Genomic DNA, 14,575 nt, shown 5'->3' on the forward strand with positions numbered 1-14,575 from the left:
GGATGGGGCGCCGAGCATAGGCAGGAAGCGCCCGCGCGTGGATGCGGTGCTGTTCGACCGCGACGGCACGCTCGTCGTCGACGTCCCGTACAACGGCGACCCCGCGGCCGTCACGCCGATGCCCGGGGCGCGGGAGGCGGTCGCCCGGCTGCGCCGCGCCGGCGTGCGGGTGGGTGTGGTCTCGAACCAGTCCGGCATCGGCCGCGGCATCCTCACCCATGACGACGTGGGGGCGGTCAACGCGCGGGTCGACGAGCTTGTCGGGCCTCTCGAGGTGTGGGAGTACTGCCCGCACGAGCCGCGCGCCGCCTGCGACTGCCGCAAGCCGCTCCCCGGGCTCGTCCTGCGAGCCTGCCGTCGGCTCGGGGTGGAGCCGCGGCACACCGTCGTGGTGGGCGACATCGGGACGGATGTCGAGGCCGCCGCCGCCGCCGGCTGCGCGGCGATCCTCATTCCCACCCCCATCACCCGCCGCGATGAGGTCGCGGGCGCGCCCGTCGTCGCTTCGGACCTCGACGAGGCCGTCGACATCGTCCTGGCCGCGCGACTGGCACCGCTCAGCGCGGGAGGGCTGACGTGACCCGGCGGGTCCTGGTCGCCCGCCTCGACAGCACCGGCGACGTGCTGCTGTGCGGCCCCGCCGTGCGCGCCGTCGCGGCCGGCGCCGACGAGGTGTGGATGCTGTGCAGCAGCCGCGGGGCCGAGGCGGCCGGGCTTCTCCCCGGCGTCGACCGCGTGCTGGAGTGGGACTGCCCGTGGATCACGGCGAACCCGCCGGCGGCGACCCCCGAGCGGCTCGCCGACCTGCAGGCCCTCGTCACCCCGGGCCTCTTCGACTCCGCGGTGATCCTCACGTCGTTCCACCAGTCCCCGCTGCCCCTCGCGCTCCAGCTCCGGCTGGCGGGCGTCCCCTTCATGGTCGGGGCCTCCGTCGACTACGCCGGCACTCTCCTCGACGTGCGGTTGCGGCCGGGCGAGGACTTCCCCGAAGAGCTGCCCGAGCCGCTGCGTGCGCTGACGATCGCCCGCGCCGCAGGGTTCGACCTGCCCGAGGGCGACGCGGGTCGGCTTCAGGTCGTGCCGGGCGAGCCCCCGGCGAACCTCGGCGCCGGCAGCCCGGTCGTCGTGCACCCGGGTGCGGACGCCCCGTCGCGGCGGTGGCCCGCCGAGCACTTCGCGGACGCCGTCCGGCTGCTGCACGCCGAGGGGCTGGACGTCGTCGTGACGGGCGGCCGGGGCGAGATGGAGCTCACGAGGCTCGTGTCGGGGGACGGCGCCTTCGCGCGCGACCTCGGGGGTTCGACCGATCTCGCGGCGATGGCCGGCCTCCTCGAGCGGGCCCGTGTCCTCGTCTGCGGCAACACCGGCCCCGCGCATCTGGCCGCGGCCGTCGGGACGCCGGTGGTGAGCCTGTTCTCCCCGGTCGTGCCGGCCGTGCAGTGGGCGCCGTATGGGGTGCCGGTCATCCTGCTCGGCGATCAGGACGCCGTGTGCCGCGGCACGCGTGCGCGGGAGTGCCCCGTGCCGGGGCATCCCTGCCTGTCGTCGGTGACTCCCGGGCAGGTGGCTGAAGCCGTCCAGGCTCTCGCGAGGACGGACGTACGAGAGGAGGCGCCGGTATGAGAGTTCTCATCTGGCACGTGCACGGCGGATACACCGATGCGTTCGTGCGCGGGGACCACGAGTATCTGGTTCCCGTGAACGACGCTCGGGATGCCTGGGGTCTCGGTCTCGCGGGGCGCTCATGGCCGCAGGCGACCGAGGTCACGCACGACGCCCTGCGCGAGACCGACGTCGATGTCGTCGTGCTGCAGCGCCCCGAGGAGCTCGAGCTCGCGGAGCAGCTCACGGGACGGCGGCCCGGGTACGACCTGCCGGCCGTCTACCTCGAGCACAACGCGCCGCGGCCGGAAGTCGTCACGAGCCGGCATCCGCTCGCCGACCAGCGACGGATCCCGATCGTCCACGTCACGCACTTCAACGAGCTCTACTGGGACAACGGCGAGGCGCGAACGATCGTCATCGAGCACGGGCTCCCCGACCCGGGCGAGACCTATACCGGCGACCTCCCCGCTCTCGGGGTCGTCATCAACGAGCCGGTGCGGCGCTGGCGGATCGCGGGCACGGACCTCCTCCCCGCGTTCGGCCGCCTCGCCCCCGTCGACGTCTTCGGCATGGGCGGCGAGCTCCTGAGCGACAGGCTCCCCCACGGCAGCGGTGTCGCCTGGGCCGGAAATCACTCCCCCGAGGGACTCCGCCGCGAGCTCGGCCGCCGCCGCCTCTACCTGCACCCCTATCGGTGGACCTCCCTCGGCCTGTCACTCATCGAGGCGATGCTCATGGGGATGCCGGTCGTCGCGCTCGCCGCGACGGAAGTGCTGCGGGCCGTTCCCCCAGGCGTCGGTGTGGTGGCCACCGACCTCGACACCCTCAGGCACGCCGCCATCGCGTACCTCGTCGACGAGGAGCACGCGCGCGAGGCGGGACACCGCGCACGCCTCCACGCGCTGCGGCGCTTCAGTCACCCGACCTTCCTCGCACGGTGGGATGCCGTGCTCGGAGAGGCCGCGTCCGCCCTCCCGCGCGCCCGAGCGGGACTTGCCGAAAGGAGCCTCCGATGAGGATCGACATGGTGTCGGAGCACGCGAGTCCCCTCGCGACCCTCGGCGGCGTCGACGCCGGCGGGCAGAACGTGCACGTCGCCGCGCTGTCGTCGGCCCTCGCCGACCGGGGTCACACGGTCCGCGTGTTCACCCGGCGAGACGACGCCGCGCTGCCGGAGCGGGTCGCGCTCGCTCCCGGGGTCGAGGTCGTGCACGTCGCCGCGGGGCCGGTGGAGCCGATACCCAAGGACGACCTCCTCCCGTGGATGGACGACTTCGGCGACCGTCTCGCGGCCCACTGGGACATCGACCCCCCGGACGTCGTCCACAGCCACTTCTGGATGTCGGGCCTGGCAGCCCTGCGCGGATCCCGGGGCGACGTGCCGTGGCCGGTCCTGCACACCTTCCACGCCCTCGGCAACGTCAAGCGGCGACATCAGGGCAGCGACGACACGAGTCCCGCCGAGCGGGCGACCCTGGAGCCGGGCGTCGGCCGGCAGGCGGACGCCGTGATCGCGACCTGCTCGGACGAGGCGTTCGAGCTCACGCGGCTCGGCATCCCGAGCACGCGCATCTCGGTCGTCCCGTGCGGTGTCGACAACGCGCTCTTCACCCCGGACGGACCCTCCGCGGCGCGGACCGACCGGCTCCGGATCATGAGCGTCGGCCGGCTCGTGCCGCGCAAGGGGGTCGGGACCACGATCACGGCGCTCGCCGAACTCGTGCGGCGCGGCCGCACCGACGTCGAACTGGTCGTGGTGGGCGGCTCGCGCACCGCCGACCGGATCGACGAGGACCAGGACGTGCAGCGTCTCGCCGCTCTCGCCCGCCGGCTCGGCGTCGAGGAGCACATCTCGTTCCTCGGCCAGGTTCCGCACGCCGAGCTCCCGTCGCACCTGCGGTCGGCGGACGTGATCGTATGCGCTCCGTGGTACGAGCCGTTCGGCATCGTGCCGCTGGAGGCCATGGCGACAGGCGTCCCCGTCGTCGCCGCCGCCGTGGGCGGTCTCATCGACACCGTCGTCGACGGCGTGACCGGTCTTCACGTCCCCCCGCGCGACCCGTCCGCGATCGCGGACGCGGTCGAGACGCTCCTCGCCGATGCCGACCTGCGCGCCTCGCTCGGCGCGGCGGGCGTTGCCCGCACGGCGCGGCGCTACACCTGGACGCGGGTCGCCGCCGAGACGGAGCGCGTGTACCGTCGCGCGGCCGCCCAGCGGCCCGCGACTGTGCGGACGCAGCGGAACGCGGGACGCGCATGACGACGACCATTCCCGCCCGCACCGCCACAGCGGAGCGCTCCGCGGCGATCCTGAACGACCACCTCGCGAGCCACCTCGACGCGGTGGAGGGCCTCACCCGCGAGGTGCCGCGGCTCGTCGCGTGGGGCACTGATCTCGCCGATCGGCTGCTGCGGGGCCGGCGACTTCTCGCGATGGGCAACGGCGGCTCGGCCGCCGAGGCCCAGCACCTCACCGCCGAGATCGTCGGCCGGTTCGACGGGGAACGGCCGCCGTTCTCCGCGATCGCCCTGCATGCCGACACCTCGAGCGTCACCGCCATCGCCAACGACTACGGGTACGACGAGGTCTTCGCCCGGCAGGTGCGCGCGCACGGCCGCGCCGGCGACGTCGTCGTGCTGCTCTCGACGAGCGGACGCAGCCCCAACCTCCTCGCCGCCGTCCAGGCGGCGCGCACGGTCGGCGCGACGACGTGGGCACTGTGCGGCGATCGTCCCAACCCCCTCGCGTCGGCGGTCGACGAAGCGCTGTGCCTGCCGGGGACCTCCGCCGCCGTGCAGGAGACGCATCTGCTGGCGCTGCATCTGCTCTGCCGTGTGTTCGACGAGCGTGTGCGATCGCGGCTCGGGGCGGGAGGCGAGCGATGAGGATCGCCGTCGTCGGAGACGTGCTGCTCGACCGGGATGTCTCGGGCTCGGCCGATCGCCTCAGCCCCGATGCGCCCGTGCCCGTCGTCTCCGTGCAGGAGATCCGCGCCCGGGCGGGCGGGGCGGGGCTCGTCGCGACGCTGCTCGCGCGCGACGGCATCGACGTCGTACTCGTGACCGCGCTGGGCGAGGATCCGCGGGCCGCCGAACTGCGCGAACTGCTGTCCGGGCGCGACCGAGTCGGCACCGTCGAGGTGATCGCGTCGCGCTCGGCGCTTCCGACGCCCGTGAAGACCAGGGTGCGAGGAGCCGGACATCCGCTCCTTCGCGTCGACGAGGCGTGCGATCCCGTGTCCCTTCCTCCCGTGGCGACCGACGAGCAGCTGCGTGCGCTGGAGGAGGCGGAGGCGGTCGTCGTCGCGGACTACGGCCGCGGCGTCACCGCCGATCCGCGCCTGCGCGAAGCCCTGCAACGGGCGGGGCGGCGTGTGCCGATCGTGTGGGATCCGCATCCGAAGGGCGCACCGCCGGTCGGGTCCATCGCCGTCGCGACCCCCAACGCGTCGGAAGCGGCGGCGGCCGGGGCATCCGTCGACGGCGGCGGCGGAGACGTCGCCGAGGCGGCGGAGGCCGCGAGGCGTCTTGCCGGAGCGTGGGCGGTACCAGCGATCCTCCTGACGCTCGGCGAGCGCGGCGCGCTCCTGCACGAGCCGCGAGGGACGGATGCGCACGTCATCGCCCCGGCAGAAGTCGCATCGGGCGACACGTGCGGGGCCGGCGACCGGCTGGCCGCGACCCTCGCGGTCGAACTCGCCCGCGGATCGGCGTTGGCCTCGGCGGCGGAGGCGGCCGTCGCGGCGGCCGGCCGCTTCGTCGCACAGGGCGGGGTCGACACCCTGGACGCCCCGGCCCCGGCGCCGCTCGGCGGCGACGCCGACGCGCTCACGCTCGCCCGCCGCGTCCGCGCCCAGGGCGGGACGGTCGTCGCGACAGGCGGATGCTTCGACCTCCTCCATGCCGGGCACGCGCGGACCCTCGCCGCGGCCCGCAGGCTCGGAGACTGCCTGGTCGTGTGCCTCAACAGCGATGCGTCGGTGCGGCGGCTCAAGGGGGCGGAGCGGCCCATCATCCCGGAGTCGGACCGCCACGAGCTGCTGCTCGCCCTCGAGTGCGTGGACGCCGTCATGGTCTTCGACGAGGACACACCCGAGGCGGTGCTCGCACGCCTGCGTCCCGACCTCTGGGTCAAGGGCGGCGACTACACGCCCGCGGCGCTGCCCGAGACGGCGCTCCTGCAGACCTGGGGCGGTCGCACCGTGACCGTCCCCTACCACCCCGCGCGCTCGACGACGCATCTCGCCGGCGCGCTCGCCCGCGTCGGCTGACGACGCCCCGGGGCGGCGCACGCCGCCACGGCAACGACCCGCGCCCGACGTGGCGCGGAAGAGAGGAGCACCATGGCGCAGGAGCGCGAAGTCGGAACGGTCCTGATCACGGGCGGAGCATCGGGTCTCGGCGCGGCCGTCGCAGCGGCGGTCGCGGAGCGGGGCGGACGCCCGGTCGTCCTCGACGTCAACCCCGGCGACGGTGCCGACGCCCACCGCGCGGACGTCTCCGACACCCGCGAGACCGAGCGGCTCGTCGCCGAGCTCGCGGAGCAGTACGGCGGCTTCGACGCCGTCGTCACGGCCGCGGGCATCGACCGCCCCGCCGCGTTCGACGAGATCGCGGGTGCCGAGTGGGAGACGATCGTCGCCGTCAACCTCCTCGGCACCGTCGCCGTCGTGCGGGCCGCGCTCCCGTCGCTCCTCGCGGTGCACGGCCGCGTCGTGACGATCGCGTCGTCGCTCGGGCTGAGGGTCTTCCCCGATGCCTCCGCCTACTGCGCATCCAAGTTCGGGGTCGTCGGATTCTCCCGGGCCCTCGCCGCGGAGACCAAGGGCCGCCTCGGCGTGACGACGGTCTTCCCCGCCGGCATGGACACGCGCTTCTTCGACGGGCGCGAGGAGCGGTACAAGCCGGCCGCGGACGCACAGCTCATCGACGCGCGCGACGCCGCCGAGGCGATCCTCTTCGCCCTCACGCGCCCCGCCGGCGTCGAGGTGCGCGAACTGGTCATCTGCCCGGAACAGGAGCCCTCGTGGCCCTGAGCGCGCAGACGTCGGCGTAGACGGAGTCGACGGAGATCCCCGCGAGGAAGGACGGATCATGCGGGCAGCGCTCGGCGGTCCAGCCGACCTGGGTCACGTCCACATCGCAGACGGGGCACCGCGTCGTCCAGCCGAGCTGTACGCGATGCCGGCCCCGGGTCATCGGCCCGCCGTTGATAAGGTTGCCGAACCAGTACAGGCCCACCGTCGCCGTGCCGACGGCCTGCGCCAGATGCCGCGGGCCGCTGTCGTTGCCGACGAACACGTCGGCGGCGGACAGCAGTGCGACCAGCTCGCTGAGCGACAGCCGTCCCGCGAGCGACTGGACTGCGGCCCCCGCGTCGGAAGGACGCGCCGCCCCGGCGACGGCGTCGGCGACCGGCGCGTCCTCGCCGTCGCCCACGACCACCACCCGATGCCCGTCGCGCGCGCAGCGCGCGGCGAGCTCTGCGAAGCGCTCGACGGGCCAGCGTCGGCGCGGATCGGTCGAGCCCGGGTGCAGCACCACGAGACCGCCGGGGTGGAGGCGCGCGGAAGCCTGCGCGCGCTCGTGCGCGGTGACCTCGATGCGGGGCTCGTACCCGACGTCGGGTGCCCCGGCGAGGGCCGCGACCTCGAGCCAGCGGAAGACCTCGTGCTGGTAGTAGACGTAGGGCAGCGACCGCTCGAGGCGGGCAGCATCCGTCGTCTGCGTCCCGATCGTGTGGCGGGCGCCGAGCCTCAGGAGGAAGGGGTTGGAGTTGCGCCCTCCCCCGTGGAACTGACAGGCGAGGTCGAACCGCTCGGCCCGCATGCGCTCGTGGAACGTCTCCACGGCGGCCGGATCCTCCCGGCCCGCCGGACTGTGGATGCCGGAAGCGTGGGGCAGGATCCGCACCTGCGAAACGGGGCCCGAGCGGTCGCGCAGGAGCGCTTCGGCGAGCGGCGTCCCGAGCAGCGTGATCCGCGCAGCCGGATAGGCGGCGGCGAGCGCCTCGATCGCCGGCAGGGCGAACAGGAGGTCGCCGAGGCCGCCCCCGCGCAGCACGGCGATGCGGTGGACGTCCTCGAACCGGGGAAGGAGGCCGTCGGGTCGCTCTGGCATGTGTCGGGTCCTTTCGCGCGGCGCCGGAGCCGCCGTGCGCCGGCGGTGCGGACCGTGAATGCCCAGTTCCCCGGGCATGGTCCTTTCAAACCGCGCACCGGCGTTTGGCGGGGAGTCTCCGCGGGTAGGAGGAGGAGATGACAGACGGCATGCGGAATGCCTCCTCGCACGGCTGGAACGGGATCGTCGAAGCCCTCCGCGCGAAGCCGCCCCGCGTCACCGTCCTCGGCGACGTCATGCTCGATCGCTGGCTGCGCGGCGGCGTGCGCCGCCTCAGCCGCGAGAGCCCGGTACCCGTCGTCGACCTCGGCGGCCGGGACGACCGCCCCGGCGGCGCGGCGAACACCGCGATGAACCTCGCCGCGCTCGGCGCGCGCGTGCGGCTGCTGACGGTCGCAGGGGAGGACGACGACGGGACGCTGCTGCGCGGCCTTCTGGACGAGCGCGGCGTCGACACGTCGGACTGGGTCGTGCGCCCGGGTGCGACGACGTGCAAGACCCGCGTCGTCGGGAACGATCAGATGATCGTGCGGATCGATTCGGCCACCCACGAGGAGCTGGACCCGACCGCCCGCGAGCGATGGCATCGTGCGCTCGCCACGACCGCCGGGGAGGTCGTGCTCGCCTGCGACTACGGCACGGGTCTCTTCGACGACGAGGCCCTGCGCCGGATCGCGGATGCGCAGCCGGCCGTGCTCCTCGTCGACGCGCACGACCTCCGCCGGTGGGCACGCCTGCGCCCCGACATCGTGTTCCCCAACGCCGAGGAGGCCTCGCTGCTGGCGGGGCTCGATCTGTCGGCCGATCGCGTCGGCGTCGTCTCGGCATCTGCACCGGAGGTCCTCGAGCGCGCCGGAGCCCGGTCCGCCGTCGTCACCCTCGACCGGGACGGCACGCTCCTGCTGCGGCCCGACGCCCCGCCGCACCGGACCCACGCCATACCGGCGTCCGATGACCGCACGATCGGCGCGGGCGACACCTTCGCGGCGGGATTCACCGCGGCTTACTGCGTCGGCCGGCCCCTTGCCGAGGCATCCGACTTCGGCCAGGCGGCCGCGAACGTCGCGGTCGCCCACACGGGCACGTTCGTGTGCTCGCTCGAAGACCTCGTCGGCGACCGCCGTGCCCCGTCGGCCACGCGCACCGTCGACCGGCAGCGGGTCGTCGCCGCCGTCGCCGAGGCACGCGAGCGGGGTCGGGTCGTGGTTTTCACGAACGGATGCTTCGACCTCCTGCATCCGGGTCACGCGGCGCACCTCGAACAGGCGAAGGCGCAGGGCGACCTCCTGGTGGTCGCCTTGAACGACGACGCGTCGGTCCGACGGCTCAAGGGCGTCGGGCGCCCGGTGAGCCCCGTCGGCGACCGCGCCCGCATGGTCGAGGCGCTCGGCTGCGTCGACTACGTCGTGGTCTTCTCCGACGACTCCCCCGCCGCCCTCCTGGAGGAGCTCCGGCCGCAGCTGTACGTCAAGGGCGGGGACTACACGGCCGAGATGCTCCAGGAGACGGCGATCGTCGAGGCCTACGGCGGCGAGGTAAGGATCCTCGACTTCATCCCCTTCCACTCCACGACGAGGCTCGTCGAGCGCATCCAGGCGGCCGCGGGATCCTGACCGGCCCCGCCGCCCTCACGCGAGCCGGACGACGATCGCCTCGTACGGCCGGAGGGTCACGGGCCCGGTGCGCAGCGGAGCACCGTCGGGGTAGTTGCCGAGCACGAAGGCCGCGCCGCCGAGATCGCCGCCGAGATCGGTGCCGAGGTCGGCCGTTCGCGGCTCGCCGCGGAAGTTGGCCGCGATGACGAGCGTCACGTCGCCGAGCGTGCGGGTGAAGGCGTACACGTCGGGGTCTTCGGGCAGGAGGAGCGCGAAGTCCCCGAAGCGCACGACCGGGTCCTCGTGCCGCAGCGTGATGAGCCTCCGGTAGTGGTGGAAGACGGATGCCTCGTCCGCACGCTCGGTCTCGGCGTTGACGTCGACGTGGTTCGGGTTGACGTCGATCCACGGCGTGCCCGTCGTGAAGCCGGCCTGGGGCGAGGCATCCCACTGGACCGGAGTTCGCGCGTTGTCGCGGCTTCCCTCGGCGAGGCCGCGCAGCAGCTCCTCGTCGCCGGCGTGCCCGAGCGCCCGCGCCTGCGCGACGTAGCGGAGGGACTCGATGTCGCGATACGACTCGAACGACGAGAAGTGGGCGTTCGTCATGCCGATCTCCTCGCCCTGATAGATGTAGGGCGTGCCGCGGTGCAGGTGGAGGACGGTCGCGAGCATCGTGGCCGACTCCCGCCGGTAGCGGCCGTCGTCGCCGAACCGGGAGACGCTGCGGGGCTGGTCGTGGTTCTCCCAGTAGAGCGCGTTCCACCCCGCCTCGTGCAGGCCCGTCTGCCAGCGCGCCATGGTCTCCTTGAGCTCGAGGAGGTCCACCCCCTGGACGTCGAATCGGCCCCCCGGTCCGTGGTCCAGGCTGACGTGCTCGAACGTGAAGATCATGTCGAGCTCCTGGCGAGACGGGTCGGTGAAGAGCTTGGCATCGTCGACGGTCGCGCCCGGCGTCTCGCCGACGAGCAGGAGGCCGCCCCGTCGCCCGTCGAACACCGCGTGGTGCATCTCCTGCAGGAACTCGTGCAGGCGCGGACCGTTGACGGTCGCCTCGCCGAGGTCGCCGTAGGGACCGACCGTGAGCGGGCCGTCGGCGAGCGCGCCGTCGGGGCCGACGCGCTTCGAGATGAGGTTGATGACGTCCATCCGGAAGCCGTCGATGCCCCGATCGAGCCACCACCGCATCATGGCGTACACCGCCTCGCGCACCTCGGGGTTCTCCCAGTTGAGGTCCGGCTGCTTCCGGCTGAACAGGTGCAGGTAGTACTCGCCGGTCTTCTCGTCCCACGACCACGTCGGCCCCGAGAAGAAGGAGCCCCAGTTGGTGGGCTCAGCGCCCGGCTCCCCCGGCACCGTCCCCGGGCGGGCGGGGCGCCACCAGTACCAGTCGCGCTTGGGGCTGTCGCGCGACGACCGCGACTCGACGAACCAGGGATGCTCGTCGCTCGTGTGATTGACGACGAGGTCCATGACCACCTTGATGCCCCGCTCATGCAGCGCTGCGACGACCGCGTCGAGGTCCTCGAGGGTCCCGAAGAGCGGATCGACGTCCTGGTAGTCGCTGATGTCGTAGCCGTTGTCGTCCTGCGGGCTGCGGTAGATGGGCGAGAACCACACGACGTCGACGCCGAGCTCGGCGAGGTGGTCGACCCGCCGCAGCACTCCGCGCAGGTCGCCGATCCCGTCTCCGTCGGAGTCCTGGAAGGAGCGCGGATAGATCTGGTACACGACGGCACCGGTCCACCACGGGGCGGTCGCGGGGTCCAGGAGCGGATTGGAGTGCTCGGTCATGCAGTGCCTCTCGGTCGCAGAATCGTCGATGCCCGTCAGTCCAGCCGCAGCCGGTCGACGGCCGCCTGTATCGCGACCGCCGCAGCACCGCGCGCCCACGCGGTGAACCCGGTGTCGTCGACGTGGATGCGCAGGGGATCTGCGCGCAGGTCCCGGTCGGCGGCGGCCGCCGCGTCCACCCGATCTCTCGCGACAGCGTAGAGGCCCATCCCCTCGCCCGCGAGCACCGTCGTGGACTGCAGAGAAAGGTTCGCCGCGAGCGCGATGAATCGGCCGAGCGCGTCGGCCGCGGCATCCACCACCGCACGCGCCGCCGGATCGCCGGCGGCCGCGAGGGCGAGCGCCTCGTCGTAGTCGACCGGTCGCTGCAGGGATGCCGAGACCTGGGCCGCGATGGATCCCGATGTGAGCATCGCTTGGGAGCAGCCCCGATGGCCCTCTTGGCAGATCGGCCCATTCGCACTGAGCGGAAGGTGACCCGCGAGCCCGACCCCGACATCGTGCGAGCGGACGACCTCGCCGTCGACCACGAGGCCGTACCCCACGCCGGCCCCGATCGTGATGACGGTGAAGCCCGGGATGCCGCGCCCCACGCCGAACCACCGCTCGGCTTCGGTGAGAGCGACGAGGTCGTTCTCGAGCGACACCGGCGCTCCGACCTGCTCGCGCACGAGGTCGGCGAACGGCTCGCGAATCCAGCCGAGGAAGGGCGAGAACTCGACGAGCCCGCCCTGCACGGATCCGGCGAGAGACACTCCCACGCCGGAGGGCGCCCCGTCATGGATCGACCGGAGGAGGCCGGCGATCTGTCGTGCGACGTCGGCGGGGGCCGTCGAATCCAGCGGCGCGGCGGCCGACCCGAGCAGCTCCGCGCGCACGTCGGTGACCACCGCGTGGAGCGCTTCACCCGTGACCTTGACACCGGCGAAGACGCCAAGGCCGGGGGCGACGTCGAGCGGACGCGCGGGCCGGCCGACCGATCGGTCAGGTCCGTCGTCGACCTCGACGAGCAGACCGCGGTCGACGAAGGGTTTGGCGAGACGGGTGAGGCTAGCGGGCGACAGACCCAGACGGCTTGTCAGAGCGCTCCGCGAGATCGGGCCGTGGATCAGCACGGCTCTCGCGAGCGCACGCTCGCTGTCGGTCAATGTGCCCATTAATTCCATCTTGGCACGATTCTTCCCCAGAAAGCGAGGAAGTACGACCGCATTCGAGTCTTGCGCCGTTTTTTAATTCCGTGCTAGAACTAATTTCATGACCTCTACGGAAGAGCGACGCGACGGTGAGAACGAGTCGACGGTGGGTGAGCGACCGGCGGTCCTCCACCTCCACCGCGGCGGCACGAGTGTCGTCGTCGACCTGGACGCTTACGGCGGACCGGCGATCGTGCACTGGGGTGAAGAGCTCATCGATTCGACATCCGAGTCCCTTGCCTGCGTCGCTGTCGCCGCCCGCCCTCAGCGGGTGTCGGGCGGCCTTGACGCTACAGCGCGGCTCTCCGTCGTCGCGACGCCCGCCAGCGGTTGGCTGGGCACCCCCGTCTTCGAGGGGCACCGTTCCGGCGCGGGGTTCAGCGCACGATTCGACGTGGCCGGCGTGCAGAGCAACGACCACCGCGCAACCCTCGCCCTCGTCGACTCCGAAACGCGGCTCGCGGCGCAGGTCGAGCTGCGGATCGGCGCGGGCGGCCTGTTCCACCAGCGGCTCACCCTCCGCAACACCGGCGAGACCCCGTATACCCTTCAGTCCGCGCATCTCGCCTTCCCCGTCCCGTGGGATGCCACGGAGCTCCTCGACACCACCGGACACCATCTGCGGGAGCGCTCGCCCCAGCGCTACGCCTTCCCGTTCGGCACGCATGTGCGCGAAAGCCGGCGCGGACGCCCCGGTGCCGACGCGAGCCTCCTCTTCGCCGCGGGCCGACCGGGCTTCGGCTTCGAGACCGGTCGTGTGCACGGCATCCATGTCGCCTGGAGCGGCAACCACCGCCTGCTCGCCGAGCGCACTATAACCGGGGACGCGTTCCTCGCCGGCGGCGAGCTGCTCGCCCCGGGCGAGGTCATCCTCGATCCGGGCGGCGCCTACGCCACCCCCTGGGTCATCGGGTCCTGGGGCGAGGGGCTCACCGAGCTGTCGCACCGGTTCCACGACGAGTGGCGGCGTCGGCCGCAGCATCCCCACCGGCCGCGGCCCATCACGCTCAACACGTGGGAGGCCGTCTACTTCGATCACTCCCTTGCGAAGCTGACGGCGCTCGCCGACGCTGCGGCATCCGCGGGAGTGGAGCGCTTCGTCCTCGACGACGGATGGTTCGCGGGCCGCCGCGACGACACCAAGGGCCTCGGCGACTGGTACGTCGATGACACGGTATGGCCCCACGGGCTGCAGCCGCTCATCTCGCACGTCCGCGGCTTGGGAATGGAGTTCGGGTTGTGGGTCGAGCCGGAGATGGTCAACCCCGACAGCGACCTCGCGCGCCGGCATCCGGACTGGATCCTGCGCGGACGCATGGCCCTTCCGCCGCCGGCCCGGCAGCAGCAGGTGCTCGACCTCGCACACCCGGCGGCTTACGCCTACATCGCCGCACGGCTGCACGAGATCCTCGACGACCACGAGATCGCCTACCTCAAGTGGGACCACAACCGGGACCTCGTCGACGCGGGATCCGGGCCCGAAGGGGTCGCCCGGGTGCACGAGCACACGCACGCCGTCTACCGCCTGATCGACGAGCTGAAGGCGGCGCATCCCGGCCTCGAGATCGAGAGCTGCGCGTCCGGCGGAGCGCGCGTCGATCTCGGCATCCTCGACCGCACCGACCGCGTGTGGACGAGCGACAACCTCGACCCGCTCGAACGCCTCGCCAACCAGCGCTACACCGCTCTCGTCGTGCCCCCCGAGATGCTCGGGATGCACCTCACAAGCCCTGTCGTCCACTCGACCGGACGCACGGTGGGTCTCGATCTGAGCGCTGCGGTCGCGCTGTTCGGACACTTCGGCGTGGAATGGGACCTCACCTCGGCCGACGAGGCGACCCGTGCCGGGGTCGCGGCCTGGGTCGCGGTGGCCAAGCGCGTGCGCCCGCTCGTCGCGACCGGTCGCACCATCGACGTCGACGGAGTGGAACCGGGCATCGACGTGCGCGGAATCGTCGCGGAGGACGCGGCATCCGCGTTCTTCACGATCACGCAGGTCGAGACGTCCGCGGCCTATCCGGCAGGGCGGGTGCGGATGCCGGGGCTCGCCCCCGCCCGCCGCTACCGGCTCGCGGTGCTGTCGCCGGCCGGTGCGCACGTCGATGCCGGCCAGTCGCTGCTCGAGTGGACCACCTCTTCGATCGTGATGACCGGTCGCGAGCTCGCGACGGTAGGCGTGCGCCCGCCGGTGCAGTTCCCGCAGCGCTCGACACTCGTCGAGCTGACCGCCCTCTCCTGACACCCCGACACCACCCAGCGCAAGGAGGCGCA

12 protein-coding genes are annotated in these 14,575 nt (G+C 72.9%); 9 read left to right on the forward strand and 3 right to left on the reverse strand.

Going from position 1 to position 14,575, the window contains the following annotated elements; genetic code table 11:
• The first annotated feature begins 37 nt into the window (after positions 1–37).
• From EV279_RS00855 to EV279_RS00885, 7 genes are all read left to right on the forward strand, one after another.
• On the forward strand, positions 38–580 hold the full coding sequence (locus tag EV279_RS00855; protein WP_208109569.1) for an HAD family hydrolase: 543 nt from the start codon (positions 38–40) through the stop codon (positions 578–580).
• Positions 577–1,623: a glycosyltransferase family 9 protein gene (locus EV279_RS00860; RefSeq protein ID WP_133541064.1), complete on the forward strand. Its 1,047-nt coding sequence runs from the start codon at positions 577–579 to the stop codon at positions 1,621–1,623. Before EV279_RS00855 ends, EV279_RS00860 begins: the two co-directional genes overlap by 4 nt.
• Positions 1,620–2,621, forward strand: a complete 1,002-nt coding sequence (locus tag EV279_RS00865) for a glycosyltransferase (RefSeq protein ID WP_133541065.1) — start codon at positions 1,620–1,622, stop codon at positions 2,619–2,621. The genes EV279_RS00860 and EV279_RS00865 overlap by 4 nt, the downstream gene beginning before the upstream one ends.
• Positions 2,618–3,865, forward strand: coding sequence for a glycosyltransferase (locus EV279_RS00870; protein ID WP_133541066.1), 1,248 nt, complete (start codon positions 2,618–2,620; stop codon positions 3,863–3,865). Before EV279_RS00865 ends, EV279_RS00870 begins: the two co-directional genes overlap by 4 nt.
• Complete coding sequence (locus EV279_RS00875; protein ID WP_133541067.1) at positions 3,862–4,491, forward strand: SIS domain-containing protein; 630 nt, start codon at positions 3,862–3,864, stop codon at positions 4,489–4,491. Before EV279_RS00870 ends, EV279_RS00875 begins: the two co-directional genes overlap by 4 nt.
• Positions 4,488–5,876 (forward strand): PfkB family carbohydrate kinase, encoded by a 1,389-nt coding sequence (locus EV279_RS00880; protein WP_133541068.1) that lies wholly within the window; start codon positions 4,488–4,490, stop codon positions 5,874–5,876. Before EV279_RS00875 ends, EV279_RS00880 begins: the two co-directional genes overlap by 4 nt.
• A 72-nt stretch (positions 5,877–5,948) precedes the next feature.
• Positions 5,949–6,641, forward strand: coding sequence for an SDR family NAD(P)-dependent oxidoreductase (locus EV279_RS00885; RefSeq protein WP_133541069.1), 693 nt, complete (start codon positions 5,949–5,951; stop codon positions 6,639–6,641).
• Here the strand turns inward: EV279_RS00885 and EV279_RS00890 are convergent.
• Positions 6,607–7,725, reverse strand: coding sequence for a glycosyltransferase family 9 protein (locus tag EV279_RS00890; RefSeq protein ID WP_133541070.1), 1,119 nt, complete (start codon positions 7,723–7,725; stop codon positions 6,607–6,609). The two genes, EV279_RS00885 and EV279_RS00890, sit on opposite strands and share 35 nt — an antisense overlap.
• A gap of 137 nt (positions 7,726–7,862) precedes the next feature.
• Here EV279_RS00890 and rfaE2 point away from each other — a divergent pair, with 137 nt between their 5' ends.
• A complete protein-coding gene (gene rfaE2 / locus EV279_RS00895) occupies positions 7,863–9,338 on the forward strand; it encodes a D-glycero-beta-D-manno-heptose 1-phosphate adenylyltransferase (protein ID WP_243728385.1) in 1,476 nt (491 codons plus the stop codon).
• A 15-nt stretch (positions 9,339–9,353) separates the two neighbouring features.
• Here rfaE2 and EV279_RS00900 read toward each other — a convergent pair whose 3' ends face one another.
• Entirely contained in the window at positions 9,354–11,111 is a 1,758-nt protein-coding gene (locus EV279_RS00900; RefSeq protein WP_133541071.1) for an alpha-glucosidase, read from the reverse strand.
• A 35-nt stretch (positions 11,112–11,146) separates the two neighbouring features.
• A complete protein-coding gene (locus tag EV279_RS00905; RefSeq protein WP_133541072.1) occupies positions 11,147–12,268 on the reverse strand; it encodes an ROK family transcriptional regulator in 1,122 nt (373 codons plus the stop codon).
• 97 nt (positions 12,269–12,365) lie between these two features.
• On the opposite strand from EV279_RS00905, the gene EV279_RS00910 reads away from it, so the two are divergent.
• Positions 12,366–14,543, forward strand: a complete 2,178-nt coding sequence (locus tag EV279_RS00910) for an alpha-galactosidase (RefSeq protein WP_133541073.1) — start codon at positions 12,366–12,368, stop codon at positions 14,541–14,543.
• Positions 14,544–14,575 lie beyond the last annotated feature (32 nt).

This window comes from Microbacterium sp. BK668, assembly GCF_004362195.1.
Classification (GTDB): Bacteria; Actinomycetota; Actinomycetes; order Actinomycetales; family Microbacteriaceae; genus Microbacterium.

Coding starts and splice junctions, on each gene's coding strand:
- EV279_RS00865 (WP_133541065.1), top strand. CDS start 1,620: ATGAGAGTTCTCATCTGGCACGTGCACGGCGGATACACCGATGCGTTC.
- EV279_RS00870 (WP_133541066.1), top strand. CDS start 2,618: ATGAGGATCGACATGGTGTCGGAGCACGCGAGTCCCCTCGCGACCCTC.
- EV279_RS00875 (WP_133541067.1), top strand. CDS start 3,862: ATGACGACGACCATTCCCGCCCGCACCGCCACAGCGGAGCGCTCCGCG.
- EV279_RS00880 (WP_133541068.1), top strand. CDS start 4,488: ATGAGGATCGCCGTCGTCGGAGACGTGCTGCTCGACCGGGATGTCTCG.
- EV279_RS00885 (WP_133541069.1), top strand. CDS start 5,949: ATGGCGCAGGAGCGCGAAGTCGGAACGGTCCTGATCACGGGCGGAGCA.
- EV279_RS00890 (WP_133541070.1), bottom strand. CDS start 7,725: ATGCCAGAGCGACCCGACGGCCTCCTTCCCCGGTTCGAGGACGTCCAC.
- rfaE2 (WP_243728385.1), top strand. CDS start 7,863: ATGACAGACGGCATGCGGAATGCCTCCTCGCACGGCTGGAACGGGATC.
- EV279_RS00900 (WP_133541071.1), bottom strand. CDS start 11,111: ATGACCGAGCACTCCAATCCGCTCCTGGACCCCGCGACCGCCCCGTGG.
- EV279_RS00905 (WP_133541072.1), bottom strand. CDS start 12,268: ATGGGCACATTGACCGACAGCGAGCGTGCGCTCGCGAGAGCCGTGCTG.
- EV279_RS00910 (WP_133541073.1), top strand. CDS start 12,366: ATGACCTCTACGGAAGAGCGACGCGACGGTGAGAACGAGTCGACGGTG.